Origin of the sequence: Halomonas sp. N3-2A (genome assembly GCF_002216165.1) — a bacterium.
Taxonomy (GTDB): Bacteria; Pseudomonadota; Gammaproteobacteria; order Pseudomonadales; family Halomonadaceae; genus Vreelandella.
In genome coordinates, this window is the sequence record NZ_CP022286.1 from 3,961,599 (window position 1) to 3,987,489 (window position 25,891).

28 protein-coding genes are annotated in these 25,891 nt (G+C 53.0%); 24 read left to right on the plus strand and 4 right to left on the minus strand.

The genetic code is table 11. From position 1 onward, the window contains the following. Nucleotides 1-49 precede the first annotated feature (49 nt). Genes argH through CEK60_RS18525 form a run of 7 tightly spaced genes read left to right on the plus strand, consistent with a single transcriptional unit; the run spans nt 50 to nt 6,053 of the window. Nucleotides 50-1,453, plus strand: a complete 1,404-nt coding sequence (gene argH, locus CEK60_RS18495) for an argininosuccinate lyase (protein ID WP_089040240.1) — start codon at nt 50-52, stop codon at nt 1,451-1,453. Continuing rightward, complete coding sequence (gene lptM, locus CEK60_RS18500; protein WP_089040241.1) at nt 1,450-1,581, plus strand: LPS translocon maturation chaperone LptM; 132 nt, start codon at nt 1,450-1,452, stop codon at nt 1,579-1,581. Before argH ends, lptM begins: the two co-directional genes overlap by 4 nt. Further along, nucleotides 1,581-2,852 (plus strand): diaminopimelate decarboxylase, encoded by a 1,272-nt coding sequence (lysA, locus tag CEK60_RS18505; protein WP_089040242.1) that lies wholly within the window; start codon nt 1,581-1,583, stop codon nt 2,850-2,852. Before lptM ends, lysA begins: the two co-directional genes overlap by 1 nt. Next, complete coding sequence (gene dapF / locus CEK60_RS18510) at nt 2,852-3,685, plus strand: diaminopimelate epimerase (RefSeq protein WP_089040243.1); 834 nt, start codon at nt 2,852-2,854, stop codon at nt 3,683-3,685. Before lysA ends, dapF begins: the two co-directional genes overlap by 1 nt. Nucleotides 3,686-3,701: 16 nt before the next feature. Further along, nucleotides 3,702-4,412 (plus strand): DUF484 family protein, encoded by a 711-nt coding sequence (locus CEK60_RS18515; protein ID WP_038479597.1) that lies wholly within the window; start codon nt 3,702-3,704, stop codon nt 4,410-4,412. Beyond that, nucleotides 4,405-5,313, plus strand: coding sequence for a tyrosine recombinase XerC (locus tag CEK60_RS18520; RefSeq protein ID WP_089040244.1), 909 nt, complete (start codon nt 4,405-4,407; stop codon nt 5,311-5,313). The genes CEK60_RS18515 and CEK60_RS18520 overlap by 8 nt, the downstream gene beginning before the upstream one ends. A 2-nt stretch (nt 5,314-5,315) precedes the next feature. Next, the gene (locus tag CEK60_RS18525; protein ID WP_089040245.1) at nt 5,316-6,053 is read left to right on the plus strand and encodes an HAD family hydrolase; all 738 of its coding nucleotides are present in this window, start codon (nt 5,316-5,318) and stop codon (nt 6,051-6,053) included. Between the two features lie 85 nt (nt 6,054-6,138). Here CEK60_RS18525 and yihA read toward each other — a convergent pair whose 3' ends face one another. Further along, nucleotides 6,139-6,774: a ribosome biogenesis GTP-binding protein YihA/YsxC gene (gene yihA / locus CEK60_RS18530; RefSeq protein ID WP_089040246.1), complete on the minus strand. Its 636-nt coding sequence runs from the start codon at nt 6,772-6,774 to the stop codon at nt 6,139-6,141. 310 nt (nt 6,775-7,084) lie between these two features. Here yihA and CEK60_RS18535 point away from each other — a divergent pair, with 310 nt between their 5' ends. From CEK60_RS18535 to dtd, 9 genes are all read left to right on the plus strand, one after another. After that, nucleotides 7,085-7,714 carry a c-type cytochrome gene (locus CEK60_RS18535; protein ID WP_089040247.1) on the plus strand — a complete coding sequence of 210 codons (630 nt, stop codon included), beginning with the start codon at nt 7,085-7,087 and terminating at the stop codon, nt 7,712-7,714. A 109-nt stretch (nt 7,715-7,823) separates the two neighbouring features. Further along, nucleotides 7,824-8,456 carry a thiol:disulfide interchange protein DsbA/DsbL gene (locus CEK60_RS18540; protein WP_089040248.1) on the plus strand — a complete coding sequence of 211 codons (633 nt, stop codon included), beginning with the start codon at nt 7,824-7,826 and terminating at the stop codon, nt 8,454-8,456. A gap of 2 nt (nt 8,457-8,458) precedes the next feature. Further along, the gene (locus tag CEK60_RS18545) at nt 8,459-9,289 is read left to right on the plus strand and encodes an endonuclease/exonuclease/phosphatase family protein (RefSeq protein WP_038479579.1); all 831 of its coding nucleotides are present in this window, start codon (nt 8,459-8,461) and stop codon (nt 9,287-9,289) included. Nucleotides 9,290-9,390: 101 nt separating this feature from the next. Beyond that, entirely contained in the window at nt 9,391-9,951 is a 561-nt protein-coding gene (locus CEK60_RS18550) for a TRAP transporter small permease subunit (protein WP_089040249.1), read from the plus strand. Beyond that, nucleotides 9,951-11,354, plus strand: a complete 1,404-nt coding sequence (locus CEK60_RS18555) for a TRAP transporter large permease (RefSeq protein ID WP_089040250.1) — start codon at nt 9,951-9,953, stop codon at nt 11,352-11,354. The genes CEK60_RS18550 and CEK60_RS18555 overlap by 1 nt, the downstream gene beginning before the upstream one ends. 185 nt (nt 11,355-11,539) lie before the next feature. After that, on the plus strand, nt 11,540-12,649 hold the full coding sequence (locus CEK60_RS18560) for a TRAP transporter substrate-binding protein (protein ID WP_089040251.1): 1,110 nt from the start codon (nt 11,540-11,542) through the stop codon (nt 12,647-12,649). Between the two features lie 156 nt (nt 12,650-12,805). Then, the gene (thiD, locus tag CEK60_RS18565) at nt 12,806-13,636 is read left to right on the plus strand and encodes a bifunctional hydroxymethylpyrimidine kinase/phosphomethylpyrimidine kinase (protein ID WP_089040252.1); all 831 of its coding nucleotides are present in this window, start codon (nt 12,806-12,808) and stop codon (nt 13,634-13,636) included. A gap of 156 nt (nt 13,637-13,792) precedes the next feature. After that, a complete protein-coding gene (locus CEK60_RS18570; protein WP_089040253.1) occupies nt 13,793-14,638 on the plus strand; it encodes a universal stress protein in 846 nt (281 codons plus the stop codon). Nucleotides 14,639-14,775: 137 nt separating this feature from the next. Continuing rightward, nucleotides 14,776-15,213 carry a D-aminoacyl-tRNA deacylase gene (dtd, locus tag CEK60_RS18575; protein ID WP_089040254.1) on the plus strand — a complete coding sequence of 146 codons (438 nt, stop codon included), beginning with the start codon at nt 14,776-14,778 and terminating at the stop codon, nt 15,211-15,213. A gap of 50 nt (nt 15,214-15,263) precedes the next feature. Here the strand turns inward: dtd and CEK60_RS18580 are convergent, their stop codons facing one another. Continuing rightward, on the minus strand, nt 15,264-17,210 hold the full coding sequence (locus CEK60_RS18580; RefSeq protein ID WP_089040255.1) for an ATP-binding cassette domain-containing protein: 1,947 nt from the start codon (nt 17,208-17,210) through the stop codon (nt 15,264-15,266). Between CEK60_RS18580 and CEK60_RS18585 the strand changes: the two genes are divergently transcribed. The 7 genes from CEK60_RS18585 (at nt 17,209) to CEK60_RS18615 (ending at nt 23,603) form a co-directional block, all read left to right on the plus strand. Then, nucleotides 17,209-17,811 carry a TIGR02444 family protein gene (locus CEK60_RS18585; RefSeq protein ID WP_232471400.1) on the plus strand — a complete coding sequence of 201 codons (603 nt, stop codon included), beginning with the start codon at nt 17,209-17,211 and terminating at the stop codon, nt 17,809-17,811. The genes CEK60_RS18580 and CEK60_RS18585 overlap by 2 nt on opposite strands. Before the next feature lie 227 nt (nt 17,812-18,038). After that, entirely contained in the window at nt 18,039-19,085 is a 1,047-nt protein-coding gene (locus tag CEK60_RS18590) for a TRAP transporter substrate-binding protein (RefSeq protein WP_089040257.1), read from the plus strand. 296 nt (nt 19,086-19,381) lie between these two features. Next, nucleotides 19,382-19,960, plus strand: a complete 579-nt coding sequence (locus tag CEK60_RS18595) for a TRAP transporter small permease (protein ID WP_089040258.1) — start codon at nt 19,382-19,384, stop codon at nt 19,958-19,960. Nucleotides 19,961-19,988: 28 nt separating this feature from the next. After that, the gene (locus tag CEK60_RS18600) at nt 19,989-21,272 is read left to right on the plus strand and encodes a TRAP transporter large permease (RefSeq protein ID WP_089040259.1); all 1,284 of its coding nucleotides are present in this window, start codon (nt 19,989-19,991) and stop codon (nt 21,270-21,272) included. 21 nt (nt 21,273-21,293) lie between these two features. Next, nucleotides 21,294-21,737, plus strand: a complete 444-nt coding sequence (locus tag CEK60_RS18605) for a universal stress protein (protein ID WP_089040260.1) — start codon at nt 21,294-21,296, stop codon at nt 21,735-21,737. Nucleotides 21,738-21,872: 135 nt separating this feature from the next. Then, a complete protein-coding gene (locus tag CEK60_RS18610; protein WP_089040261.1) occupies nt 21,873-22,553 on the plus strand; it encodes an FKBP-type peptidyl-prolyl cis-trans isomerase in 681 nt (226 codons plus the stop codon). Beyond that, on the plus strand, nt 22,554-23,603 hold the full coding sequence (locus CEK60_RS18615) for a PHB depolymerase family esterase (RefSeq protein WP_089040262.1): 1,050 nt from the start codon (nt 22,554-22,556) through the stop codon (nt 23,601-23,603). Nucleotides 23,604-23,647: 44 nt separating this feature from the next. On the opposite strand, the gene CEK60_RS18620 is transcribed toward CEK60_RS18615, so the two are convergent. Continuing rightward, nucleotides 23,648-24,256: an SCO family protein gene (locus CEK60_RS18620; protein WP_089040263.1), complete on the minus strand. Its 609-nt coding sequence runs from the start codon at nt 24,254-24,256 to the stop codon at nt 23,648-23,650. Between the two features lie 5 nt (nt 24,257-24,261). After that, nucleotides 24,262-24,765 (minus strand): hypothetical protein, encoded by a 504-nt coding sequence (locus CEK60_RS18625; RefSeq protein WP_089040264.1) that lies wholly within the window; start codon nt 24,763-24,765, stop codon nt 24,262-24,264. 106 nt (nt 24,766-24,871) lie between these two features. Between CEK60_RS18625 and CEK60_RS18630 the strand changes: the two genes are divergently transcribed. Beyond that, nucleotides 24,872-25,786: an AEC family transporter gene (locus CEK60_RS18630; RefSeq protein WP_089040265.1), complete on the plus strand. Its 915-nt coding sequence runs from the start codon at nt 24,872-24,874 to the stop codon at nt 25,784-25,786. The last annotated feature ends 105 nt before the right edge of the window (nt 25,787-25,891 follow it).

Below are 25,891 nucleotides of genomic sequence, written 5' to 3' on the forward strand. Positions count from 1 at the left end.
CTTTAGTTTTTAACGACTCCTTCAGTTTTGTCAGCAGGATATGCCTCCGATGAGCCAAGCTACGAACCAGTCTTGGGGCGGTCGCTTTAGCGAGCCCACCGATGCTTTTGTCGCACGCTTCACCGCGTCTGTGACTTTCGACCAACGCCTGGCGCGCCAGGATATTCAGGGCTCGATTGCCCACGCCACCATGCTAGCGCGAGTCGGTGTACTGACCGATGAAGAGCGTGACACCATTATCAATGGTCTCACCGAGATTCAGGGTGAAATCGAGCGAGGCGAGTTTAACTGGTCGATCCCGCTTGAAGATGTACACATGAATATCGAAGCGCGGTTGACCGACAAAATTGGTATTACCGGCAAAAAATTGCACACCGGCCGCTCACGTAACGACCAAGTAGCGACCGATATTCGCTTGTTCATGCGTGATGAGATCGATGTGATCGAAGCGGAGCTGGTGCGTCTGCGCGAAGGCATGATTGAGCTTGCTGACCGTGAAGCCGATACCATTATGCCCGGCTTCACTCATTTGCAAACGGCACAGCCGGTGACCTTTGGCCACCATCTATTGGCATGGCAAGAGATGCTAACCCGTGACCACGAGCGCTTACTGGACTGCCGCAAGCGGGTGAACGTGATGCCTCTTGGCGCCGCGGCGCTAGCGGGTACCACGTACCCCATCGACCGCCATGTCACTGCTGAATTACTCGGCTTTGATCGCCCGGCAGAAAACTCGCTGGACGCCGTCTCTGATCGTGACTTCGCTATCGAATTCACCAGCTTTGCCAGCATTCTGCTAATGCATCTATCGCGGATGAGTGAAGAGCTGGTGCTATGGACCAGCGCTCAATTTGATTTTATCGACCTGCCTGACCGCTTCTGCACCGGCTCTTCGATTATGCCGCAGAAGAAAAACCCTGATGTTCCCGAACTGGTTCGCGGTAAAACGGGCCGTGTGTATGGTCATTTAATGGCGCTGTTAACGCTGATGAAGTCTCAGCCCCTGGCCTACAACAAGGACAACCAGGAAGACAAAGAGCCGCTGTTTGATGCCGTTGATACCGTGCGCGACTGCTTAAAAGCCTTTGCTGACATGGTGCCTGCTATCGAGCCGAAAAAAGACAGCATGTATGAAGCCGCACGACGTGGATTCTCAACCGCCACGGACCTTGCTGATTACTTGGTTCGCAATGGCGTCGCCTTCCGCGATGCCCATGAAATTGTCGGTCAATCGGTGGCTTACGGTTTGAAGACTAAGAAAGATCTGTCTGAAATGACCCTTGAAGAATTGCAGCAGTTCTCTGCCACGATTGAGCAGGATGTGTTCGAGGTGCTTACATTAGAAGGCTCTGTGGCCGCCCGTAACCATATCGGTGGCACCGCGCCTGATCAGGTGCGCGCCGCTGCCAGCCGTGCCCGCGAGGCGTTAGCTGCGCTTAAAGGTGATGCATGAAACGCTGTGTTACCACCTTGAGTGCGGTGCTGATGATCGCGCTGCTATTAGTGGGTTGCGGCCAGAAAGGGCCGCTCTATTTGCCTGATGAAGACACCCATGGTTCGGCTGCCGAGCAGGAGGGGTAATGGATCACTTTAACTACCGCGATGGCGTGCTTTATGCCGAAGACGTCCCGCTTACCCAGGTCGCCGCTGAACTGGGCACGCCCTGTTATGTTTATTCGAAAGCGACGTTAGAGCGCCATTTTCGTGCTTATACCGAAGCCCTGGGTGGTCATCCCCATTTAATTTGTTATGCGGTGAAGGCTAACTCTAATTTGGCCGTGTTGGGTTTGCTTGCTCGCTTGGGCGCTGGGTTTGATATTGTTTCGATTGGTGAGCTTGAACGCGTGCTGAAAGCGGGTGGTGATCCGAAAAAAGTCGTGTTTTCAGGCGTTGCCAAGCAGCCTCATGAAATGGCCCGTGCGCTAGACGTTGGCATTAAGTGCTTCAATGTTGAATCCCGTCCCGAGCTTGAGCGATTAAACGCTGTTGCGGCGGAACTGGGCAAGGTGGCACCGGTATCGCTGCGGGTAAACCCAGATGTGGATGCTGGTACCCATCCCTATATTTCCACTGGGCTGAAAGACAATAAGTTCGGTATTCCAGTCGACGAAGCGCTGGATGTTTACACGCTGGCTGACAGCTTACCTAACTTGCGTGTCACCGGGCTAGACTGCCATATTGGCTCTCAGCTCACTGAAACGGCACCCTTTTTAGATGCTCTTGAGCGGCTGTTAATGTTGATGGAGCGGTTGCGTGAGCGCGGCATCGAGATTGACCATTTAGATTTAGGTGGCGGGCTAGGTGTGCCTTATCGTGATGAAAAGCCACCTCAGCCGTTTGATTATGCGAGTCAATTGCTGGCACGCCTTTCTCGCTGGGAGGGCGGTGAAGCGCTTACTTTGCTATTTGAGCCTGGCCGCTCTATTGCCGCTAACGCAGGTTTAATGCTGACCCGTGTAGAGTTCTTAAAACCCGGCGAAACCAAAAATTTCGCGATTGTTGATGCCGCCATGAATGACCTGATCCGCCCTGCGTTGTACCAGGCATGGCAGGCGATTGTGCCGGTGGATACCCGCCAGCAGCGTGAGCGTGCGGTCTATGATGTGGTCGGTCCGGTCTGTGAAACCGGCGATTTCCTCGGTAAAGAGCGCGATTTGGCAATTGCTGAGGGCGATTTACTGGCCGTTCGATCAGCGGGTGCTTACGGCTTTGTGATGGCGTCAAATTACAATAGCCGTCCACGCCCTCCGGAAGTGATGGTCGATGGCAGTAGCTATCATGTGGTCCGCGCTCGGGAAAGCCTGGAAAGCCTGTGGGCCGGTGAAGCTCTGCTGCCGGAAGGGGAGCGCTGATGCTGTTGCACTTCACCAAAATGCATGGTCTGGGTAATGATTTTATGGTGGTGGATCTGGTGACTCAGCGAGCGCGTCTGCGTGATGAGCAGATTCGCCAGCTAGCAGACCGGCGCTTTGGCATTGGCTTCGACCAATTATTGGTGGTTGAGCCGCCCCGTGATCCAGAGATGGACTTTCGCTACCGTATTTTTAATGCGGATGGCAGCGAAGTTGAAAATTGCGGCAATGGCGCGCGCTGCTTTGCACGTTTTGTTCGCGACCAGCGCCTGACACATAAGCATGAAATTCATGTGGAAACGGCCGGTGGGTCACTGGTACTTAATGTTCAGCACGACGGTATGGTGCGCGTTGATATGGGGAGACCGCGCTTTAATCCCGCCACGTTGCCGTTTGAAGCACCGGGGGATCAACCCTTACACACTGTCGAGGTCGACGGTGATACGCTGGAGCTGGGAGTTGTCTCGATGGGCAATCCCCATGCTGTGCTGCAGGTGGAAAGTGTTGATAGTGCACCGGTTGAGCATCTTGGTCCGTTGCTTGAGTCCCACCCTCGCTTTCCTAAGCGGGTGAATGTGGGGTTTATGCAGGTTGTGTCGCCCAGCGAAATTCGCCTGCGAGTGTATGAGCGTGGCAGCGGCGAGACGCTTGCTTGTGGCACCGGCGCCTGCGCTGCTGTGGCTAGTGGCATTCGCCAGGGGTTATTGAAAAGCCCGGTCACCGTTCATTTGCCGGGTGGTCAGTTAAGCATTGAGTGGCCCGATCCCGAAGCGCCGTTGGTGATGGTGGGCCCTGCTACACGCGTCTTCGACGGTCGTGTCACACTCAACTAATTCGAGGAGAACGGCGATGTCTCAAGCCCCCGAGCCGCGCAAAACGCTCGACCCTGATCAAGTGGCGTTTTGGCTGGCCCGTCATCCCGATTTTTTTGTTGGTCGTGAAGGCTTGCTGCAGCAACTTAAGGTACCGCACCCCCACATTGATGGGGCGGTATCGCTGCTAGAGCGCTTGGTAATCGATTTACGTCAGCGTGCTGAAACAGCAGAGGGGCGGCTTGAGCATCTTCTAGAAACAGCGCGGCATAATGAAGCCCAATACCGTCGACTGCGTGAGACGCTACTCAGTCTGGTGGGAGCAGAAGATCGTGATGCCTTGGCCCAAGCGCTCGCTGTTCAGTTAAGCGAGCACTTTCAAACGCCTGCAATGGCGCTATGGTGCCCATCCTCATTGAGTGACAATGAGCCGACGCCGCCTCAACCGCCACGCCACGTGTTGGACCAGCATGCCAGCGCTCGTTTGGCTGCGCTGCTAGATGGGCGCACCAGCCGTTGTGCCAAGCTCAGCGTTAGCGACTGGAAATGTCTGTTGCCGCATACTAAAGCACCCCGGCGCGCGGGTTCCTGCGCCATTTCGCGTCTTTCGGCGGGCGAGCAGCTGGGGTATTTGCTGCTCGCAAGTCCTGACCCCGACTGTTACCGCGCCAGTATGGATACGCTGTTTACAGAGTATCTGAGCGATATCGTGGCACGGCTACTGCTGCGCCTAGAACACCATGGATAGCCCAAGCTCATTAACAACGCAGGTCGAGGCGTATTTACGTAAGCTTGCGACCCACGCAAGCCCTGCCACAGTGGCTGCGTATCGTCAGGATTTAACCGCCCTGCAGCATTTTTCTGAGCAACGTGGCGTCACCGAGGCAGCGACGTTAGACACTACATTTCTACGCGCCTTTTTGGGGGCGGAGCGCAGTCGCGGCCTGGCGCCGAGAAGTTTAGCCCGCCGCCGCGCTGCACTATCACGTTTTGCTGACTATCTTGTGCAGCATCACGTGCTTGCCGACAATCCTGTGGGGTTACTGCGCACGCCAAAGCAGCCAAGCCACTTGCCCAGACCGCTTGATGTGGATGCGCTCTCACGCTTTTTAGACACGCCGCACGACGGCACACCGCTGGCAATACGTGACCAAGCCATGCTGGAGTTGTTTTACTCCAGCGGCCTACGCTTAGCGGAGCTTGCTGCGCTGGATTTGGGGCACTTAAATGCTCATCATGTGCGGGTGATGGGGAAGGGCAGTAAGCCCCGGCAAGTGCCCGTTGGTCAGCGAGCGGATCAAGCAATTAAGGCGTGGCTGTCGTGTCGGCCTGAGCTAGCGGCAACCGGCGAAATGGCGTTATTTGTCGGTCAGCGTGGGCAGCGGCTGGGACACCGCGGTATTCAAAAGCGCTTGGCGCAACTTTCTATTGTGCGTGGTTTGCCTGAGCACCTTCATCCCCATCGCCTGCGTCACTCGTTTGCAAGTCATTTGTTGGAGTCCAGCCAAGATCTGCGGGCGGTGCAGGAATTGCTGGGCCACGCTAATTTATCGACGACCCAAGTCTACACTCGCCTTGATTGGCAGCACTTGGCCGAAAGCTATGATGCCGCTCATCCTCGCGCAAAACGCCGCACGACACGGAGTTAACCATGGCTTCTCTGCAAGCGATTACGTTTGATCTTGACGATACGCTATGGGACAACCAAGGCGTGATGTTAAAAACGGAAGAGGGCCACTATCGTTGGCTAATTGAAGCGCTGGCAACGTGGCGCAAAGCACGCCACGAAGCGCCATTAGCGCTAAGTTACCAGCAGGGGCTGGCTGATTACCTGGAGCGCCGCCAAGAGTGGGCCAAGCGGGTGCCAGAACGGCGCGGTGATTTTACCTGGCTGCGTTTGCGGGCGTTAGAAGCACAGCTGGAAGCCCAAGGCTTAGCACGCAGTAGTGCGTTGCTATGGGCTGCCGCTGCTATGAATGAGTTTCATCGTCTGCGGGTACAAGTAACGCCGCACCCCGAAGCCGCGGGGCTATTATCCGCGTTGAGCGAACGTTACCAGCTAGCCGCTATTACCAATGGCAATATTCACCTTAAACGCCAGCCGTTAGCGGCGTACTTTCCAGTGGCTATTGCTGCAGGCGAATTACTGGCGCCAAAACCAGATCCTAGGCCGTTTCTCACCGCCCTGGAGCGTCTGAATGTTGTGCCACACCGCGCCATGCATGTAGGTGATTCCTGGCAAGAGGACGTACTACCCGCACAGCAGTTGGGCATGCACGCCGTATGGATCGCCGCGCAAGGCGACCAAGCCTTGCCTGCACGCACCCACCGCATTGCCCACGTGAAAGAATTGCCCGAGTTGATCGAGTGGTTGGAGCGACGCTCGTGAAAAAGCGGCTTGTTTAAGAAGACTGAGTTTGTTTGGCAAGATTCCGTTTAATCGGGAAAGCTTGGCTTGTTCGGCGATCCTTGGTTTACTCAGAAGTATGCAGCCACTGGTCGAGCTTTTGAGAAAGCGTATCTACACCGTCGCGCTTGAGCGATGAGAAGAGCTGAACGGAGACTAAGTCTTCCCACTCTTTAAGACGAGAGCGGACTTTTTGCAGCGCGGCACTAGCAGGGCCTTTTTTTAATTTATCGGACTTAGTAAGCAGAATGTGCACAGGCATTTCGCGCTCATCTGCATAGTTGAGCATCATTTGGTCGAACTCGGTTAGCGGGTGGCGCACGTCCATTAGCAGTACAAGGCCACGTAGGCTGAAGCGGCCACGCAGATAGTCAGACAGGTGCTGCTGCCACTCTAGTTTTACCGCTTCAGGCACTTTGGCGTAGCCGTAGCCTGGCAAGTCGACTAAGCGACGCGATTCGTCGTTCATGACGCTGAAAAAGTTGATCAACTGGGTGCGGCCTGGCGTACGCGAGGTGCGGGCAAGGGCATTTTGTTGAGTAAGTGCGTTAATCGCGCTTGATTTACCCGCATTTGAGCGCCCAGCAAACGCGACTTCTGCGCCGGTATCGTCTGGACACAGAGCAAGCGTTGGCGCGCTGATCATAAAACGCGCTGTGGGGTAGTTCAGTCGAACGACTGGGTGATCATTGGCAGTAGACATGGTGTTAATCCTGAAAAACAGACGTATAAGACGGCCCGTTTCACCACGTTAACGTGAGTAAATGACGGTACCGCGACGAATTACCCCAAAAGCAGACCTGGACTTGCATTCCCGCCGCTAGGGTGATTCGTTATAATGCAAGCGGTTTATAACTGCGACCTGGGGCGCTAGTGTACCATCGCGCTCTAGCCAGCAGCGACCAACACGGCATGTTGTTCGTTTTGGCGGAGCTGACCCTGGTAAAGTGCTGAACCTGGGCAGCGCCCGGGATGCGTACCAGTCAATAATCAAACGGCATAGTGGAATAGCAATGAGAAAGTTACTGGCAAGCCTGGCAATTACCATGGGTGCCGTTGGCACCGTACACGCTCAAACCGACCACCAAGCTGACGCGGATGCGGCGGCAGGTCGTGAACTGGCTCAAACCTGTGCGGCCTGTCATGGTCAGCAAGGTATCAGCGCAGTGGGTACTTTCCCTAATCTGGCAGGGCAGCAGATGTCCTATCTGGCCAAGCAAATCATGGATATTCGTGACGGCAACCGCTTGGTTCCCACCATGGCTGGTCAAGTTGATGCATTCTCTGATCAAGATGCTTGGGATGTTGCGGCTCACTTTGCAGGCCAAAACGCAAATCTTGGCCAAACCAACGATGAAGACTCAGAGTTTTTAGCGCGCGGTGAAGAGCTGTACCGGGCGGGTGATATGTCCAAAGGTATTCCTGCTTGCAGTGCTTGTCATACACCTACGGGGGCTGGTATTGGCAGCGCGGTATATCCAGCGCTTTCAGGTCAGCACACAGAGTATATGGTGTCTACATTGCAAGACTTTGCTTCCGGTGAGCGTGCTAACAGCCCGAATAACATTATGGGCGATATTGCTTCTAAAATGAGTGATAACGACATGGAAGCTGTAGCGAATTATCTATTAGGCTTGAACTAGTCGCTGATGATAAATAAAGGTGCCCTATCTCACTGGTAATTAAAGAGATGGGGAACCTCTATGCATGTCCTGCAGTCATAGCCTCGCTCATTCTTGGAGAATTTTCGCTATGTTGAAAACGTTAATGGTCGCGATTGCTGGCTTAGGTTTATCTGCGGCAGTAAGTGCTCAGGAGTTGGTCGAGGGTCAGCACTACACCCTGCTTGAGTCGCCAGTGGAGACACAGGTCGACGAGGGGCAAATTGAAGTGACCGAAGCGTTTTGGTTTGGCTGCCCGCACTGCTATCGGCTGCAAACACCCGTAAATGAGTGGTACGAAACGCTTGAAGACGACGTTAGCATTGTCCATATGCCGGCTACCATGGGTGGTGCTTGGAACACTCATGCGACGGCGTTTTATGCAGCAGAATCTCTGGGTATCGAAGATGAACTGCACGCTGATTTCTTTGAGGCCATTCATGAAGATGGTCGCTCACTGACAGATGAGGATGAAATCGCCGAGTTTTTCTCTAATTACGGTGTCAGTGAAGAAGACGCTAAGCAGGCGTTGAAGGCATTTGGCGTTCGTAGCGAAGTCAATAAAGCCAACAGCCGCATGCGTGAAATGCGCTTAATGGGTGTGCCGGCGCTTATTGTTGATGGCCGCTACGTTGTGTCGCCAAGCACGGCAGGTAGCTTGGAAAATATGCCGCAAATTGCGGATGCGCTTGTCGAGCGCGTGCGTAACGAGCGTGCACAATAACGGTGTTAAAGCATGGTCACGCAGGTGGGCAAGTAGGCTCGTCTGCGTTGTCTTTGGTTGAACGTGGCCATATCCGCTTACTGACATTTAATTTGCAGGTAGGTATTCAAACGTCGGCGTATCACCACTACCTCACGCGTAGTTGGCAGCATGTTTTGCCTCACCCTCAACGTCTGGAACGCTTGGCGCAAATGGGTAATGTGCTAGAGCCATTTGATGTGGTGGGCCTGCAAGAGGTTGATGGCGGTAGTTTTCGTTCCGGTCGCGTAAACCAAGTTGAATACCTTGCCGCTAAAGCACGCTTTCCCCACTACTTTCAGCAGCTAAATCGTAATTTAGGGCAGTTTGCTCAGCACAGTAATGGGCTATTGTCACGTATCGTGCCTAGCCACATCGAAGAGCATCGTCTGCCAGGAATGTTGCCAGGGCGTGGTGCAATTCACGCACGCTATGGTGAGGGACCAGATGCACTGCATATCTTTGTCGCCCACTTGGCGCTGAGCCAGCGCGGGCGTGTGCGTCAGCTAAATTATTTAAGCAATATTATCGAGCCGCTGCGCCATGTGGTAGTCATGGGTGATTTAAACTGCACGCCTGACCAGCTTCATGCTCATGAACGTTTTAGTACCTCGTTGCCACTTCACCCGGTTAAGCCGCTGCTTAGCTATCCATCCTGGCAGCCTCGACGCGCCCTGGATCACATCCTGCTTTCCCAGACACTTGAAGTCGCAGATGTCCATGTACTGGACCATCTGTTTTCTGACCATTTACCGATTGCTGTCGATTTACCGTTACCTCCCGCCTGCCTAGCGGCGATTCGCCAAAGCGTTTAATAATAAGCTTGCTAGGCGGTTTATGGGCGCTGCATTGTCTGCGTATATGCGCTATTGTCTGGGGCGCTGACCCCCTTAGTCGTTTTACGCGAGACACTTCCATGTCAGATACAACACAACTACCTGCGTTTATCGCTGCGCTGGACCGCGCTTCGGAGTGGTTCGGACGTAGCCTTGCGTGGCTGATCATCATTATGATGTTGATTCAGTTCGCGATTGTACTGCTTCGTTATATTTTCAGCGTCAACAGTATTTTTATGCAAGAGCTGGTGATGTACATGCACGCCAGTGTCTTTATGCTCGCTGCGGCCTATACCTTTCGCCACGATGGCCATGTGCGTGTCGATATCTTCTATCGTGGAATGACGCCCCGTCGCCAAGCGCTGGTTAACATCGTGGGCATTATCACGCTGTTGATGCCTGTGATGGTTTTTGTCATCGCTTCCAGCTTGGGCTACGTCGCTAACTCCTGGCGTATTATGGAAACCTCCTCCGATTATGGTGGCATTCCAGCCGTCTTTGCACTGAAAACGTTAATACCGCTCTTTGCCATGCTAATGATACTGCAAGGTGTCATTGAGGTAGTGCGCAATGGCTATGTATTTACTGGCCGGATACCCCCATCTGTTGGTGATGACAACCACCTTGAGGAGCGCGTTTGATGCTGGAATTTATGCCGCTTGTTTTATTTGCCACCATTTGCATCGTGCTGATGTTTGGCTTTCCTGTAGCGCTTTCATTAGCAGGTACCGCGCTACTGTTTGCAGGGATGGGCCTAGGCCTTGAGACCATCGGCGTAGACGCCAATTTCGACAGTGGTTATCTCGCCGCGTTGCCCAACCGGCTTTACGGCATTATGACCAATCAAACGTTATTGGCAGTGCCATTATTTGTCTTAATGGGCGTTTTATTGGAGAAGTCCAAAGTAGCTGAAACACTGCTCGATGCGATGGCGCTGCTGTTTGGTGCCATGCGTGGCGGATTAGGTATTTCAGTGACATTGGTAGGTATGTTGATGGCAGCATCTACCGGCATTGTAGGGGCCACCGTGGTTACCATGGGGCTTATGTCGCTACCTACCATGCTAAAGCGCGGCTATAGCACCTCGCTGGCGACCGGCACCATTTGTGCGACCGGTACGCTTGGCCAGATCATCCCACCCTCCATCGCATTGGTACTGCTTGGTGATGTGCTGTCGTCCGCTTACCAGCAGGCTCAGCTCTCGATGGGTATTTTCAGTCCTAAAACGGTCTCTGTAGGTGATCTGTTTATGGGCGCGCTGGTGCCGGGGTTACTCCTGGTCGTTATGTATATGATTTACGTGGCCCTGGTCGCGTGGTTGCGCCCGCAAATGGCGCCTGCCGCAGACCGTGAAGAGCTCATGGCGGAGCTTGGGCATACTTCCGGCCTTGGGATGCTGTTGTTGAAAGGCTTAGTACCGCCCGTGGTGCTCATTGTGGCAGTGCTTGGCTCGATTTTAAGCGGCTTTGCAACGCCTACCGAAGCGTCGGCTGTCGGTGCCTTTGGTGCCCTGGTGCTGGCCATTGCTTATTGTCAACTGGATTGGGCAACGCTGAAAGACGTGCTGCGTTCAACTACCCATGTGACGACCATGGTGTTTATGATTTTGATTGGTGCGGCGCTGTTTTCGTTGGTCTTCCGGGCCTACGGCGGCGAGCATATGGTCACCGACTTGTTCGAAGGTATGCCTGGTGGAGTGGTGGGGGCGACCATTATCGTAATGCTGGTCATCTTCCTACTTGGCTTTATTCTCGACTTTATCGAAATCACGTTTGTGGTGGTGCCCATCGTTGGGCCGATTCTGCTGGCCATGGGGCTTGACCCAATTTGGCTGGGCATCATGATCGCTATTAACCTGCAAACGTCATTCTTAACCCCGCCGTTTGGCTTTGCGCTGTTTTATCTGCGCGGCGTAGCGCCACCCTCGGTACCGACCTCGGCAATTTACCGTGGGGTTATCCCGTTTATCCTGATGCAGCTTGGCATGTTGCTGATGCTAACGTTTTTCCCGCAGCTGGCCACATGGCTACCTACTCAATTTTAGGCTACGTCTTTTTGATTAGTGGCGAGTTGAAAACTATCGTGACTATCAACGCAACTAAGTGGCAACCTTAATCAAAAGCAGCCAAGCTGCATAAACTAACGGCTTGTAACAAACCGCCTAGCCAATTGGGCTAGGCGGCCTTCTCCTACCTATAACAGTAATAATAGAAGCAAGAGGGTTAATGTATGAAAGCCAATGCTTTACCTGTCGCCATTGCGATGACAACCGCTCTATCCACTAGTTTGCTGGTGGTTTCAAGTTTTGATAATCAAGCTCAGGCACAAGAAAATTTCCGCTGGAAAATGGTCACTTCCTGGCCGAAGAACTTCCCAGGTGTGGGGCAGGGTCCTGAGCGGCTCGCGCAACTGGTGGACGAGATGTCCGATGGTCGCCTGACCATTGAAGTATTCGGTGCTGGCCAGTTGGTACCTGGGTTTGAGGTCTTTGATGCTGTGTCTGATGGCACTGCTGAGCTTGGCCACTCTGCTTCTTATTACTGGAAGGGCAAAGCCCCTGAAGCACAGTTCTTCGCTGCCGTGCCGTTTGGCATGAACGCACAGGAAATGAATGCCTGGCTGCATTTTGGCGGTGGCATGGAGTTGTGGAACGAGGTTTATGAACCTTTTGGTGTGGATGTCATGGTGGCGGGTGCTTCTGGCGTGCAAATGGGTGGCTGGTATAACAAGGAAATCAATTCGATTGAGGACCTTGATGGCCTGAAAATGCGTATGCCAGGCTTAGGTGGTGAAGTGATGAGCCGTATGGGCGTCGCCATTGTGAACATGCCGGGTGGCGAAATCTTCACATCACTTCAGTCAGGTGCCATTGATGCGACGGAATGGATTGGCCCCTATAATGATTTAGCGTTCGGTCTGCATCAGGCTGCCGATTATTACTACTATCCTGGCTGGCACGAGCCGACGGTGATGTTTGAAACCATCGTCAACGAAGAAGCCTTAGCCGAATTGCCCGCTGATTTACAGGCTATTTTGACGACCGCAGTGCGCGATATTAATGCAAACGTGCTTGATGAATACACCGCGCGTAATAACGATGCGTTGGAGACGTTGGTCAACGAGCATGAGGTTGAACTGCGCCGTATTCCTGACGACGTGTTGGCTCAGGCCCGTGAGCATTCAGAAGACGTTATTGCTGAATTGGCTGAATCAAGCGAGCTGGGCACACGGATTTATGAGTCGTACCGTACCTTCCAGGATAAGGTCGGAAACTATCATGCGATTTCTGAACAGGCATACTACAACGCACGTAATCCAGAAGGTGACACAACGCAGTAACGGCTCAATAGCGATGTAGCTATACTATTAGCATACTACTCTCGTTGAACACGCAATGGCTGCCTCTTAGGCGGCCATTGTTTTGGTTAAGAAGCCCTGTTTGGCGTTGTATTTGGGTATTTTAGAACACGACTGAACCGTTAATTAAGGAACACCATGTCCAACGATTCCCGCCTTCGCAATGTACTGACCATTGCAGGGTCTGACCCCTCTGGTGGTGCTGGCTTGCAGGGTGATCTGAAAACTTTTTCGGCGCTGGGTGTCTACGGCACCAATGTCATCACTGCTGTCATCGCTCAAAATACCTGTGGTGTGGCTTCCGTGTATCCGGTTTCGCCTCACGCTATTCGCGAGCAGTTAGAAAACCTGATAAATGATGTGGCATTAGATGCCGTTAAAATTGGCATGGTCGCCAGCCGGGAGGTTGCCGAAGTAATCGCTGACGTATTGCAGCAAAACCGCCCCCGCTGGATCGTGCTGGACCCGGTAATGGTGGCCAAAAGCGGTGATATTCTGGTCGATGACGCAGGCATTCGTGCCGTGCGCGATATATTGGTACCGTTGGCTGACGTAATTACGCCCAATTTGCCTGAAGCTGCTGTTCTGTTAGATGCCGAGTCACCGAATTCGCTGGATGACATGGAAGCGATGCTGCCAGCGCTAATTGAGTTGGGCGCGCCTTATGTGGTGCTGAAAGGTGGGCACCTGCGCGGAGATACCTGTCCTGACTTACTGGCAACCCCGGACGGTCACACATGGCTTCCTGCTTCGCGTATTGACACTGACAACCTGCACGGCACGGGCTGTGCTCTCTCGTCTGCGATCACTGCGTGTCTAGCAAAACTACCCGCCGATGCGGCGCCAAACGCACCTAAGCAAGCGATTGGTGAAGCCAAGTTGTGGCTACATGCTGCATTAGAAGCGAGCACTCGGCTAAGTGTCGGTCATGGGCGTGGGCCGGTGCACCACTTTCATGCGTGGTGGTGATGTAAATGACCTAGCGCCATAAAAGTGCCGAGCAGCAGTGTAAAAAGTAAGTCACACCTTGCAGTATGCGCCAACGGACACCATGCTGAACATTGCCTGTTTGGCTATCTCACGTGTTACTGACGGTGCCGACTTGATCGGCCAGGGAGTTGTGCCATGTCTCGCACGCTGCTGTTTGCCACGGACCTTTCTCAGGATAACCGCGCTGCGTTTGCTCGCGCTCTTCGGCTGGCCTATGCCCATGGGGCGCAGCTCGACATTCTTCACGTCCTTGACCCTTACTTGCCCCACCGTGTTCTTCACGACGTTGAAAGCGCGGTTAACGAAGATATCAGTGCCACATTGACCGACCTGCGCGAAGATTACGCGCTGGAAGCGCCTTCGCTGCTTATTCAAACCGTTGTGGGGGAGCCGCATGTTGAAATTGTGCGAGAAGCCCACGAACGTAATGCCTCGTTAATTATTATGGGCATGCACCGTAAGCGCGGTCAGAAAGATCTTCTTTTGGGAACCACTGTGATGCGCGTGATGAGAAGTGCGCCTTGCCCGGTGGTGGTCGCCTCTTATCTACCGACGCAGCCTTGGCAGCATATCCTGGTGCCGATCGATTTTTCGCTGACTGCTCGGCAAACACTCAGGGAAGCACTCATTCGCTTTCCAGAAGCGACGTTGACGCTACTGCATGCCTGGAGCTTACCTGGTGAGCGTGAGCTGGGCTCCCAGGCTAATTTTGCCCAGTGGCGAGATCACGAAGTAGAACGTTTACGCAGAACGCTAGATAACGAGATTGAGAGCTTGATGCGAGATCTTGACGGTGTCCCCGATATCGAGCTGGTGCTCGAACCAGGGCAGCCCTGTGATGTACTTCAAGATTATATGAAGCGACACACTCCCGATTTGGTGATTATTGGAAGCCGTGGTCAGCCCCAGCACACCAGCCAAGTGACTGAAATGCTGTTAGGCGAACCTCACTGCGACCTCATGCTGTGCCGCTCCTGGTAGTTGTTGTATGGGAACCTTTATTTAGGCGGTTTTCGCGATTCGCTACTGGGATAGAGCTAATCCAAACAAGGCTTTGTCTCAAGCCTATGCCAGCGATTACACTGCCCCTTGTTGGGATGATATCGTAAGGGGCAAGAGTGAAAGCACTGATTCAGCGGGTAAAAAACGCCAGCGTGGCGGTCGAAGGTAAGATGGTGGGGGCCATTGACCATGGTCTTTTGGCTTTAGTGGGCGTTGAAAAGGGCGACAGTGAGGCCGATGCTGAAAAACTACTGCATAAGCTGCTGCACTACCGCGTTTTCAGTGACCAAGAAGGCAAAATGAATCATAACCTTCAGCAGGCTAACGGGGGCTTACTGCTGGTATCACAGTTTACGCTGGCCGCTGATACTCGCAAAGGTTTGCGCCCCAGCTTCTCTAGCGCGGCACCACCTGCTGAAGGCGAGCGCCTGTTTGACTATTTGGTGGCTAAGGCATCCGCTGCCTGGCCCAACGTTGCAACCGGCCAATTTGGCGCTGATATGCAAGTGGCGTTAATTAACGATGGGCCGGTAACGTTTATGCTTGAAAGCTAACCTAGTTAATTCGACTGGATTCAAAGCAGCGAGGATTAGCTAGCGTAGGGCTAGGCGTCTTCGCTGGCCAATAGCTCTGCTTCCATTGTTTCCAGCGCTTCCTCGGCGGCGAGCCACTGCTGTTCGGCGGTGTCCAAGCGGCTTTTGATTTTCGCCTGTTGGGCAAGTGCTTCGGTCAGTTCTGCTTTACGAGCGCTGTCGGTATAAAGCGTCGGGTCAGCCAAAACAGTTTCTACTTCTTCAAGCGCCTGCTGAGTTTTCTCCATAGTTTTTTCAGCTTGATCGCGCGCTTTTTTCAGTGGTCGCAGCTTCTCGCGTAGTTCTGCTGCTGCCTTGCGAGCGGCTTTTCGGTCACCGCTAGGCTGCTGACTTTGGCGTTCGCTTTTTTCGCTACGCGCATCGCGTCTGCCCTCTTCCAAGCGCGCCTTTAGCCATGCCCGATAGTCATCGAGATCGCCATCAAAGGGTTCAACACGATGGTCTGCTACCCGCCAGAATTCATCAACCGTGGCACGCAATAAATGCCGGTCGTGAGACACCAGAATGACCGTGCCCTCAAAACTTGCCAGCGCCTCGGTGAGCGCCTCGCGCATTTCTAAGTCCAAGTGGTTGGTTGGCTCATCGAGCAGCAGCAGGTTGGGTTTCTGCCAAGCGACCAACGCGAGTGCCAAGCGCGCTTTTTCACCGCCGGAGTAAGTGCCGACTTCACCAAAGGCGTCATCGCCCTTAAAGCCAAAACCACCTAGGAAATTGCGAATTTCCTGGTCACTCGCCGTGGGAGAGAGCCGTTGCACATGTACAAACGGCGTCGTCGTCACGTCCAAGCTTTCCAACTGGTGTTGGGCAAAATAGCCAATGGCTAAATGCTCGCCTGGCACGCGCTTGCCCTCTAGCAGCGCCAGTTCACCGGTCAGTGATTTGATCAATGTCGATTTGCCCGCGCCGTTGGGGCCTAACAGACCGATGCGGCTACCGGGTAATAACGTAATGTTGACCTTCTCTAACTGCGCGACATCACCTGCTTCGCTGCGATAGCCAAGGGTCGCTTGGTCAAGCACAAGCAGCGGATGTGAGGTCTTATCTGCGGCAGGCAGCGTGAAGTGAAAAGGCGAATCTGTATGAGCAACAGCGATATCCCCCATACGCTCCAGCATTTTCACACGACTTTGCGCCTGCTTTGCTTTGGTTGCCTGGGCGCGAAAACGCGCTATAAAACGCTCAATTTCTTCGCGGCGAGCCTGCTGTTTGGCTGCTTCTGCTTGCTGCAGAGCGAGTTTTTCAGCCCGCGTGCGCTCAAAGCGAGAGTAGTTGCCGCGGTAAAGCTCGAGTGTTTGGTGATGCATATGCACAATGTGATCACACACGGCATCCAGAAAGTCGCGGTCATGAGAAATCAGCAGTAACGTGCCTGGGTAGCGGGTTAGCCACTGCTCTAGCCAAAGCAGGGCATCGAGATCCAGGTGGTTGGTCGGCTCATCAAGCAGTAGTAAGTCGGAAGGCATAAACAGCGTGCGGGCTAGGTTCACCCGCATACGCCAGCCACCGGAGAAATCTGACAAAGGCCGCTTAAGATCCGTTTGCACAAATCCGAGCCCTACCAGCAGCTGCGATGCCCGCGATTCTGCCGTGTAGCCATCCAGGGTTTCGATAAGCCCATGCAACTCGGCTTCCTGATGCGCATCGTCTGCTTCGCGCGCGGCGAGTAGATCAGCCTCCGCTTGTCGCAGCGCATAATCGCCATCCAGCACGTACTCCACAATGGGACGATCTAGCGCTTCAACTTCCTGGGCCATGTGGGCTATCCGCTGACCGCCGCTCATCTCAACGTCGCCCTGGTCGGGGCCGAGCTCGCCTAGCAGAAGTTTGAATAAGCTCGACTTACCGGCGCCGTTTGCCCCGATAATGCCTGCCTTTATACCGCTGTGGAGCGTAAGGTCAGCGTTATCGAGTAGCGTTTGTGTACCCCGTTGCAGGGCGACTTGGCGCAGTGCGATCATGCATTCTCCCGAAAAAGTGGGTAAATCAATGTTCGATTCTAACCGATTCCAGCGCTTACAGCAGGCTCCACTATGGGATTTTGCACTGACATTTTATGCCCAGCCCGGAGTCGAGCAAGCATGCCTTGTTCTGCAAGATAGAGCAGGGGTGGATGTGTGTGAGCTGCTAGTGCATAGCTGGCTCTACCACTACGGTCTTCAGGTAACGCCTGGTGCGCTGTCAATGGAGCGCAAAGTGCGGGAGTGTTGGCAGCAGTCGGTCACCGCTGTTTTGCGGCAGTTGCGTCGTGATCTTAAGCCCCAAGCAGCAGAAAGTGAGGGCATTGCCCAGTTGCGAAAGACACTTCAGCAGGCCGAACTTCAAGCTGAGCGTGAGAACCTTCAACGCTGGCAGCACTGGATATTGCAAACGTCTGAACTTAACCAGCGGTTAACAAACTGCACTATAAGTAAGCAAGATGTTGCACAATGGCTGCAAAGTAAGCTGTTTTCTGATGGCCTTGCGTTTGATCAAGTAGTTGTGTCACCCGAGCGCGAGAACGTCAGAGAGGCGATTGCTATACTTGCGACACGGCTTGACCGCTACGAGCGACCGCGCTAGCCTGAAATTAAGCTATTTTTGAATAACGCGTGTTTTAAGGTTGTTATTGCTTGTGTAACTGTTTCTAAACGGATTCAAAAAGATAGGATTTATGAATGATGGTTTTATAAATAGTTACTCTAAAGTCACTGGCAACTAACAGAGCGTTTAAGAGCGACACGCATTATACAAAAATTAAATATTGGCGCACTCGCATAGCGCGCTTACCACTGCTAGGGGAACTCTGCATGAAGGCAAGCAAGTTAATTTCGACTCGTTCAGTAACGACTAAGTTAATGACGACGGCGAGCGTTGGTGCACTACTATTTGGTCTCAGCGCAGCCGCTCAAGCAGATAACTGGCGTTACGCCCACGAAGAGTACGAAGGCGATGTCCAAGATGTGTTCGCTTACGCATTCAAAGAATATATCGAAGAGAATTCCGATCACAGCGTTCAGGTTTATCGTTTTGGTGAATTAGGTGAATCTGATGACATCATGGAGCAGACCCAAAACGGCATTCTTCAGTTTGTAAACCAGTCGCCTGGTTTCACGGGTTCTCTGATCCCAGAAGCGCAAATCTTCTTTATCCCTTACCTGCTACCAACAGATGAAGAAACCGTCCTGACTTTCTTCGATGAGAGTAAGGCCATCAACGAGGTGTTCCCAGAGCTCTACGCTGAGCAAGGCCTTGAGCTATTGAAGATGTACCCTGAAGGTGAAATGGTCATTACCACCGACGAGCCGATCAGCTCGCCGGAAGATATGAATAACAAGAAAATTCGTACCATGACGAATCCATTGCTTTCAGAAACTTATGATGCCTTTGGTGCAACACCGACGCCGCTACCGTGGGGCGAAGTATATGGTGGTCTGCAAACCGGCATTATCGATGGTCAAGAAAATCCGATTTTCTGGATCGAGTCTGGCGGTTTATATGAAGTATCACCGCACCTTACCTTCACAGGCCATGGCTGGTTCACTACCGCCATGATGGCTAACCAAGACTTCTATGAAGGCTTGTCCGATGAAGACAAAGAGCTAGTTCAGGAAGCGTCTGATGCTGCCTATGATCACACAATCGAGCACATTAAAGGGCTAGCCGAAGAGGCATTAGCTAAAATCCAAGAAGCTTCGGATGAAGTCACTGTGACTCGTTTGGATGAAGAACAAATCCAGGCTTTCCGTGACCGCGCTCCACAAGTTGAAGAAGCCTTCTTAGAAATGACGGGTGATAAAGGTGCTGAGCTGCTGGAGCAGTTTAAAGCTGATCTCGAAGCTGTAACTAACGAGTAATTTACCGTTTAGTGCACTCATTTTGAACGGTAAATCACCTAGGGGGCAGCCAGCGCTGCCCCTTTTTTATTTTTATATGCACACCCGGTGCTGACAGCCACCTAGCAAAAAAAAGCGCGTAACCTTGCGTAAAACACAGAAAAATTTACGTACATCCAGCGTTGAAGCGGAAAGAGTTATTAACCGTTACGCTACAAAATGAGTAAGGCTGGACACGCTCCGTTCGGTGGTCAGTGAAAGAAGAGGCACTAGGTTTTTAATCGTTAGCTGCCACGCTGCATAAGAGGAGATCGGCCATGACCGAAGAAGAATCCGAAAAGAATTACAGCTCTGGTTTGCCCGGCATACTAGGCGTGATCGACACTGCAATTAGCAAAATCGAGTCAGTCATACTGGCGATGGGGGTTTTGCTAATGGCGCTGAATACGGTCACTAATGTTATTGCCCGCTTTGTATTTGGCAATAGCATTATGTTTTCAGGGGAATTAAACCGTATTTTGATCATTATGATTACCTTTGCGGGTATCGGCTACGCTGCTCGACACGGTCGTCATATTCGTATGTCAGCCATCTACGATGCCTTGCCTGTCGGGGGGCGTAAGGCATTGATGATAGGTATTTCGTTCTTTACCTCCCTCGTCATGTTCTTCCTGCTGTACTACTCCGTGGTGTACATCCTCGACCTTCAAAGCAAAGGTCGCGTGCTGCCGTCACTCGGGCTACCTATTTGGATCATTTATATCTGGGTACCAGTAGGTTTTCTCATTACGGGCATTCAGTACCTGTTAACGGCAATTAAAAACCTTACCTCTCGGGATGTATATCTCTCGACAGGGGTAGTTGATGGTTACAAAGACACCGAAACAGAAGTGTAAAGCAGGGCTTGCACTCTAGGGGAACGCTATGACGACGATAATGGTAGTCACCATGATTGCCCTGCTGCTGCTGGGCTTTCCTATGATGATCCCGCTGATCACGGCAGCGGTGATCGGCTTTTATATGATGTTTAACGGCTTCGGCCAAATGGATACGCTGATTCAACAGATGATGGCGGGTATCCGGCCTGCTTCGTTGATTGCGGTGCCGATGTTTATATTAGCGGCAGATATTATGACGCGTGGCCAGTCGGCCAATCGCTTAATTGATATGGTGATGTCCTTTATCGGTCATATCAAAGGCGGCCTTGCGGTCAGTACGGCGGCCTCCTGTACGCTGTTTGGCGCAGTTTCTGGTTCTACCCAGGCAACCGTAGTCGCGGTGGGCTCACCGCTGCGACCCAAGATGCTGAAAGCGGGCTATTCCGACCCGTTTACACTGGCACTGATTATCAACGCGAGTGATATTGCCTTTTTGATACCCCCAAGTATTGGCATGATCATCTACGGGGTTATTTCAGGAACATCCATTGGCGAGCTGTTTATTGCGGGTATTGGGCCAGGGCTTCTGATCCTGTTTATGTTCTCAGTTTATTGCATCGTTTATGCTGTGGTAAAAGGCGTGCCTACCGAACCCCGCGCTAGCTGGAAAGAGCGTGCCGTAGCCGTGCAGAAAGCACTGTGGCCGCTAGGCTTTCCAGTCATTATCGTTGGCGGTATCTACGGAGGTATTTTTAGCCCGACAGAAGCCGCTGCGGCCTGTGTGCTATATGCCGTATTGCTTGAGTTTGTGGTATTCCGTTCGCTCAAAATGAACGATATTTATGCGATTGCTAAATCCACCGGCTTAATTACCGCAGTGGTGTTCATATTGGTCGCTGTTGGTAATGGGTTCTCCTGGATAATTTCATTCGCGCAGATTCCACAAATGATTTTGGAAGCGGTAGGCGTCAATGAAGCTGGGCCGACAGGCGTACTGATTGCAATCTGTATCTCTTTCTTTGTCGCTTGCATGTTTGTTGACCCGATTGTGGTCATTCTGGTGCTTACGCCAATTTTTGCTCCGGCGATTGCGGCGACCGGTCTGGATCCTGTTCTGGTAGGTATTTTGATTACGCTGCAGGTAGCCATAGGTTCGGCGACCCCACCCTTTGGCTGCGATATATTTACCGCGATTGCGATCTTTAAGCGGCCTTACTGGGAAGTCATCAAAGGCACACCGCCCTTTATCTTTATGCTGATTTTAGCGGCGGCGCTGCTGATCATGTTTCCGCAAATTGCGCTGTTCTTGCGTGATATTGCCTTCCGCTAAGCAGTCACAAGGAGAACGCGGATGTTTAATCGCATTTTAATTCCCGTAGATGGCTCGAAAGGGGCGATTAACGCACTGGAGAAAGCGGTTGGCCTGCATATGCTCACCGGTGCCGAGCTTTATTTGCTGTGCGTATTTAAGCACCATAGTTTATTGGAGGCATCGCTTTCTATGGTGCGGCCGAATAAGCTGGATCTGCCTGATGATGCGCTAAAAGAGTACGCCACGGAAATTGCTGTACACGCTAAAGCCTACGCCATAGAGATGGGCGCAGACAGTGCGCGAGTAAGGGCGTTTGTGAAAGGTGGCCGCCCCTCGCGAACTATCGTGCGCTTTGCCCGAAAGAGGGAGTGCGATTTAATCGTGATCGGTGCTCAAGGAACCAATGGCGAGAAAAACCTGCTGTTGGGTAGTGTCTCCCAGCGCGTGGCGGGTGCGGCACACTGTCCCACATTGGTCGTTTAAGACACCAAACTACTGAACTTAATAGCGGTCTTACTAACACCCGCCATCTCAGGTAATGCAGCCTGAGATGGCGGGTGTTAGTCTTTGAGCTACTCAAACATTTGGCGCGTTGCGCCGTTGGATAAGGTTTTTTACATGAAAGCATTGTTTTCTTCCACCGCTTTGGCGAGTTTGTTACTGGTTGCTCCGTTCGCGGCAGCGGCGCCTGAAACCGATGAACAGCGCCTTGCTTATAGCTTAGGCGTCACTCTAGGCGAGAGCATGCAGGCTGATATTGAAGACCTCGATCTAGATACATTTACGGACGGCATGCGCGATGTCTTTGATGGCAACGAGTTGGCGTTAAGCGAGGAAGAAATGATGGAGGCGCTGGTCGCTTTCCAAGAGCGTTCTATGGCAGAGCGCGAGCAAGAAGCCGCTGAAATTGCCCAGCTTAATCTAGAGGAAGGTCAAGCTTACCTAGCGGAAAACGCTGAGCGTGAAGAAGTTGAAGTGACTGAGTCTGGCTTGCAGTATGAAGTGCTTGAGTCTGGTGACGGCGCAACGCCTGGCGCTGAAGACACCGTTGAAGTGAACTATGAAGGCATGCTGCTGGACGGCACCGTATTCGACAGTTCCTTTGAGCGTGGTCAGCCGGTGAGTTTCCAGGTAAATCAAGTCATTGAAGGTTGGCAGGAAGCGCTTCAACTGATGAGCGTTGGCGACAGCTGGATGCTATATATCCCTGCTGAGCTGGCTTATGGTGAAGGCGGCCAAGGCCCTATTGGCCCAAATGAAATGCTGACGTTCCGTGTTGAACTGTTAGGCGTCGAGTAAATGATACGTCCCGCCGCTTCTACATCCTGTTTTTTGGGTGCGCTGTTACTGCTGGGCAGCACGGCTGTTCACGCTGAAGCAGATACCGTGCCTGGTGATTTACCTGCACTAAGCGCAGCGAGCGATCACGCGAGCGTGGTAGGTGTCTCTTCTGGCGGTTACATGGCCGCACAGTTGGCGGTTGCTTGGCCTGAGCGCTTTAGTGGTGTAGGTGTATTAGCGGCGGGCCCTTGGAGCTGTGCCCAGGGCGCGCTCAGTTTGGCGCTTAACCAGTGCATGAGCATCCGCCGTGGGTTGCCTTCCTTGGATGAGCTGGACCGTCGGCGCGAGCGTTACGAGTCGCTTGAGCAGGTGGGTGAGCGCGACGCATTAAGCCAGCTGCGTGCCTATGTATGGCACGGTGATGAAGATGACACGGTTTCTCCAGAGCTGGGCAGTTTGTTAGCAGAACAGTGGCAGCGCTGGCTGGCATCTTCAGAACAGCTGCGTTTCGTGCGCAGTGAGCACACAGGCCATGGCTGGCCCATCAAACTGCCGAAGCAAACCAACGCTAGCCCCCAGGCACTTGGCGACTGTCGCCAGGGCGGTGGTAGCCATGTGCTTGCCTGTGATGAGGACGTGGCTGGCGATATGTTCTCATGGCTTTACCCTGAGCGTGAGGCTAATGCTAGCGAGGGCGAAGTGATTGCCTTTGATCAGTCGGAGTTCGCGGTTAAAGGCTTGGCCGATGTGGGGTATCTGTTTATTCCGGAGGCGTGTGAGGCGGGAGGGTGTCCTGTCACAATCGCCTTGCATGGTTGTCAAATGAGTGTTGATGCCATTGGCGATACGTTTGTACGCCACAGTGGTTTGAACCGTTGGGCAGCAGACCATGGTCAAGTGGTGCTATACCCGCAGGCGGAAAGCAGTATGGCTAATCCTCAGGGGTGCTGGGATTGGTGGGGCTTTGCCGAAAGTACTTGGCAGCTCAACCCGCTGCATGACACGCGTGATGGCACTCAAGCCAGAGCGCTAATGGCGATGCTTGAACACCTACAAAGCACGCCTTAATTCCAAGTACATCCTAAATCCAGATACTTCGTCGTGTATTTCGGCTAGCTACCTAACTCATTCTCCAGCGCTGACACTAAGCCGTGCGGTGCTGGGGAGTAGAGCACTCTCTGTAAAATCTCACCGTTGCGGTTAACCAAGAAAAGCGAGGCGCTATGGTCAATGGTGTAGGCCATGGCTGAATCGGGCGCCTCCACTCGCCGCCAAATCACGCCATAGCGTGCCGCTACATCTGCAAGCTGCTCTTGACTACCCACCAAGCCGATAAACGTATCACCAAAGAACTGCATATACTCTTCCATGCGCGGCAGCGTATCGCGTTCAGGGTCAACCGTTATCATTATCGGCACCACGCGTTCGCGCTGTGCATCGCTTAGCTGGGCCAATGCCTGACGTTTAACAGCCTGATTCATTGGGCAAACATCTGGGCAGTAGGTGTAGCCAAATGAAACAATCGCAATGTCGTCTTCATCTAGCTGGGCGAGAGAGAAATCACCTTGAGTAGAGGGCATTTCTATTGGTCCCCCCGTCACGTCATCGCTGTCTGGCTGGAAAGCAAACTGGTAAAGGCCGATAGCCGAAATGGTCAGCAAGACAAGTATTAGCACTAGTCCCAGCCAGAGTGCTTTACGATTGTTTGGTTTAGCGGCCATACGTACTAACTCCTAATCACGTCAAAGTCGAACCAACTGCCCAGCTTGCCTTCTGGTGTTTCCAGGATAACCCGTGCTCGCCAGGGCATCACGTCTTGCGTGCAGATACCGACTTGCCCTTGGCCATGAAAGTGACCGGGCGCAGAGGCGGTTAACCCAAAACGGTGTAAGCCCATATCCATATCACGCCCGATAAAGTCGACCGAAACATGGCTTGGGTTGAGGCCCTCGACTTCTACATCCAGTGGCAGAATATCCAGCGCATTGATACGGCCATCGGCATCAACGGTGAGTGTTAGGCGGCCTTTATCGCCCAGTACTGCCGAGCACGTACTGGTGTGTAGGTTGCAGTTGGCATCTGGTGTAAACCAGGCAATATCACCATCATCGCGCAGCCAGTTGGCAAACACGTACCACGTGCAGGCGGCCAGTGAGATGCCCGTGATGAGGATAAGCACTTTCAGCGCTGGAAAACCCGTAAAGTAGCCAGGTTTAGGCAAGTTCTTCATGGCAGAATGGTCACTACGCAGGCCGTAAGATGGAAGTTAGTTTCATGGTAACAGTAATCGCACGGATGTCGCTGTGCTGGGATGTCGCAGTTAACAAGGAATAACAATGGAGAGCATTACTGGCGCACTTGGGCCACTGTTTTTATTGATTTTACTGGGCGCTGCCATTGGCTATGGCCGTTGGCCAAGTGCTACGTTCTGGCCGCAAATGGAGCGTCTGATCTACTTTGTGCTATTTCCAGCCATGCTGATAGGTACGCTGGCCACTGCTGATGTCAGCCAAGTACCGGTTGGGCGTATAGCGCTGGTATTGCTCGGCACGATGGGGGTTTTGGGCCTGTTGCTATGGCGCTGTCGTGGTTACCTTGGCTTAACTCCTGCGGCGTTCACGTCGGTGTTCCAAGGCGCCGTGCGTTTTAACACCTACGTGGGTGTCGCGGGCGCTGCGGCACTGCATGGCAGCATGGGGGCGACTACCGCCGCTGTGGCGGTGGCACTCATGGTACCGGTGGTGAACGTAATGTGCGTCGCAAGCTTTGTCGCGGCAGGGACGCTAGGCAGTGGAAGCCTTGGCCAAAGTGCCCTCGCACTGGCTAAAAATCCGCTGATTTTGTCCTGCCTGGCAGGTATCGGACTCAATCTTTCGGGGGTTGGCTTGCCCGGTTGGAGCGAGGATACCGTAGGGTTATTGGGAGGTGCGGCGCTGCCGTTAGGGCTCATTGCCGTGGGCGTGGCGCTGCGCCCCGCAGCACTGCTACGGCTTGATCGTGGCGTGATAGCGACGAATAGCATCAAGCTGCTGTTAATGCCTGCGGTGGTGCTGCTATTCGCGTGGCTGGTGGGGCTGGATCCTATCAGCCGTGATGTGGCGCTGCTGTTTGCAGCGCTGCCAACCGCCACATCTGCTTACATTCTTGCTCGGCAGTTGGGAGGTGATGCAGAGCTTATGGCGGCAATTATTACCGGCCAGACGCTGTTAGCGATGCTGACGTTGCCCGTTTGGTTGCAGCTGGTGGGGTAGTGTAAAAAAACTGTCTTAAAAATAAATAAAAAGTATTCGCATTTAGGTTGACGCGGTAAATGAGAATGATTATATTGTGATTGTCAGCGTTTAATGAGACGTTGG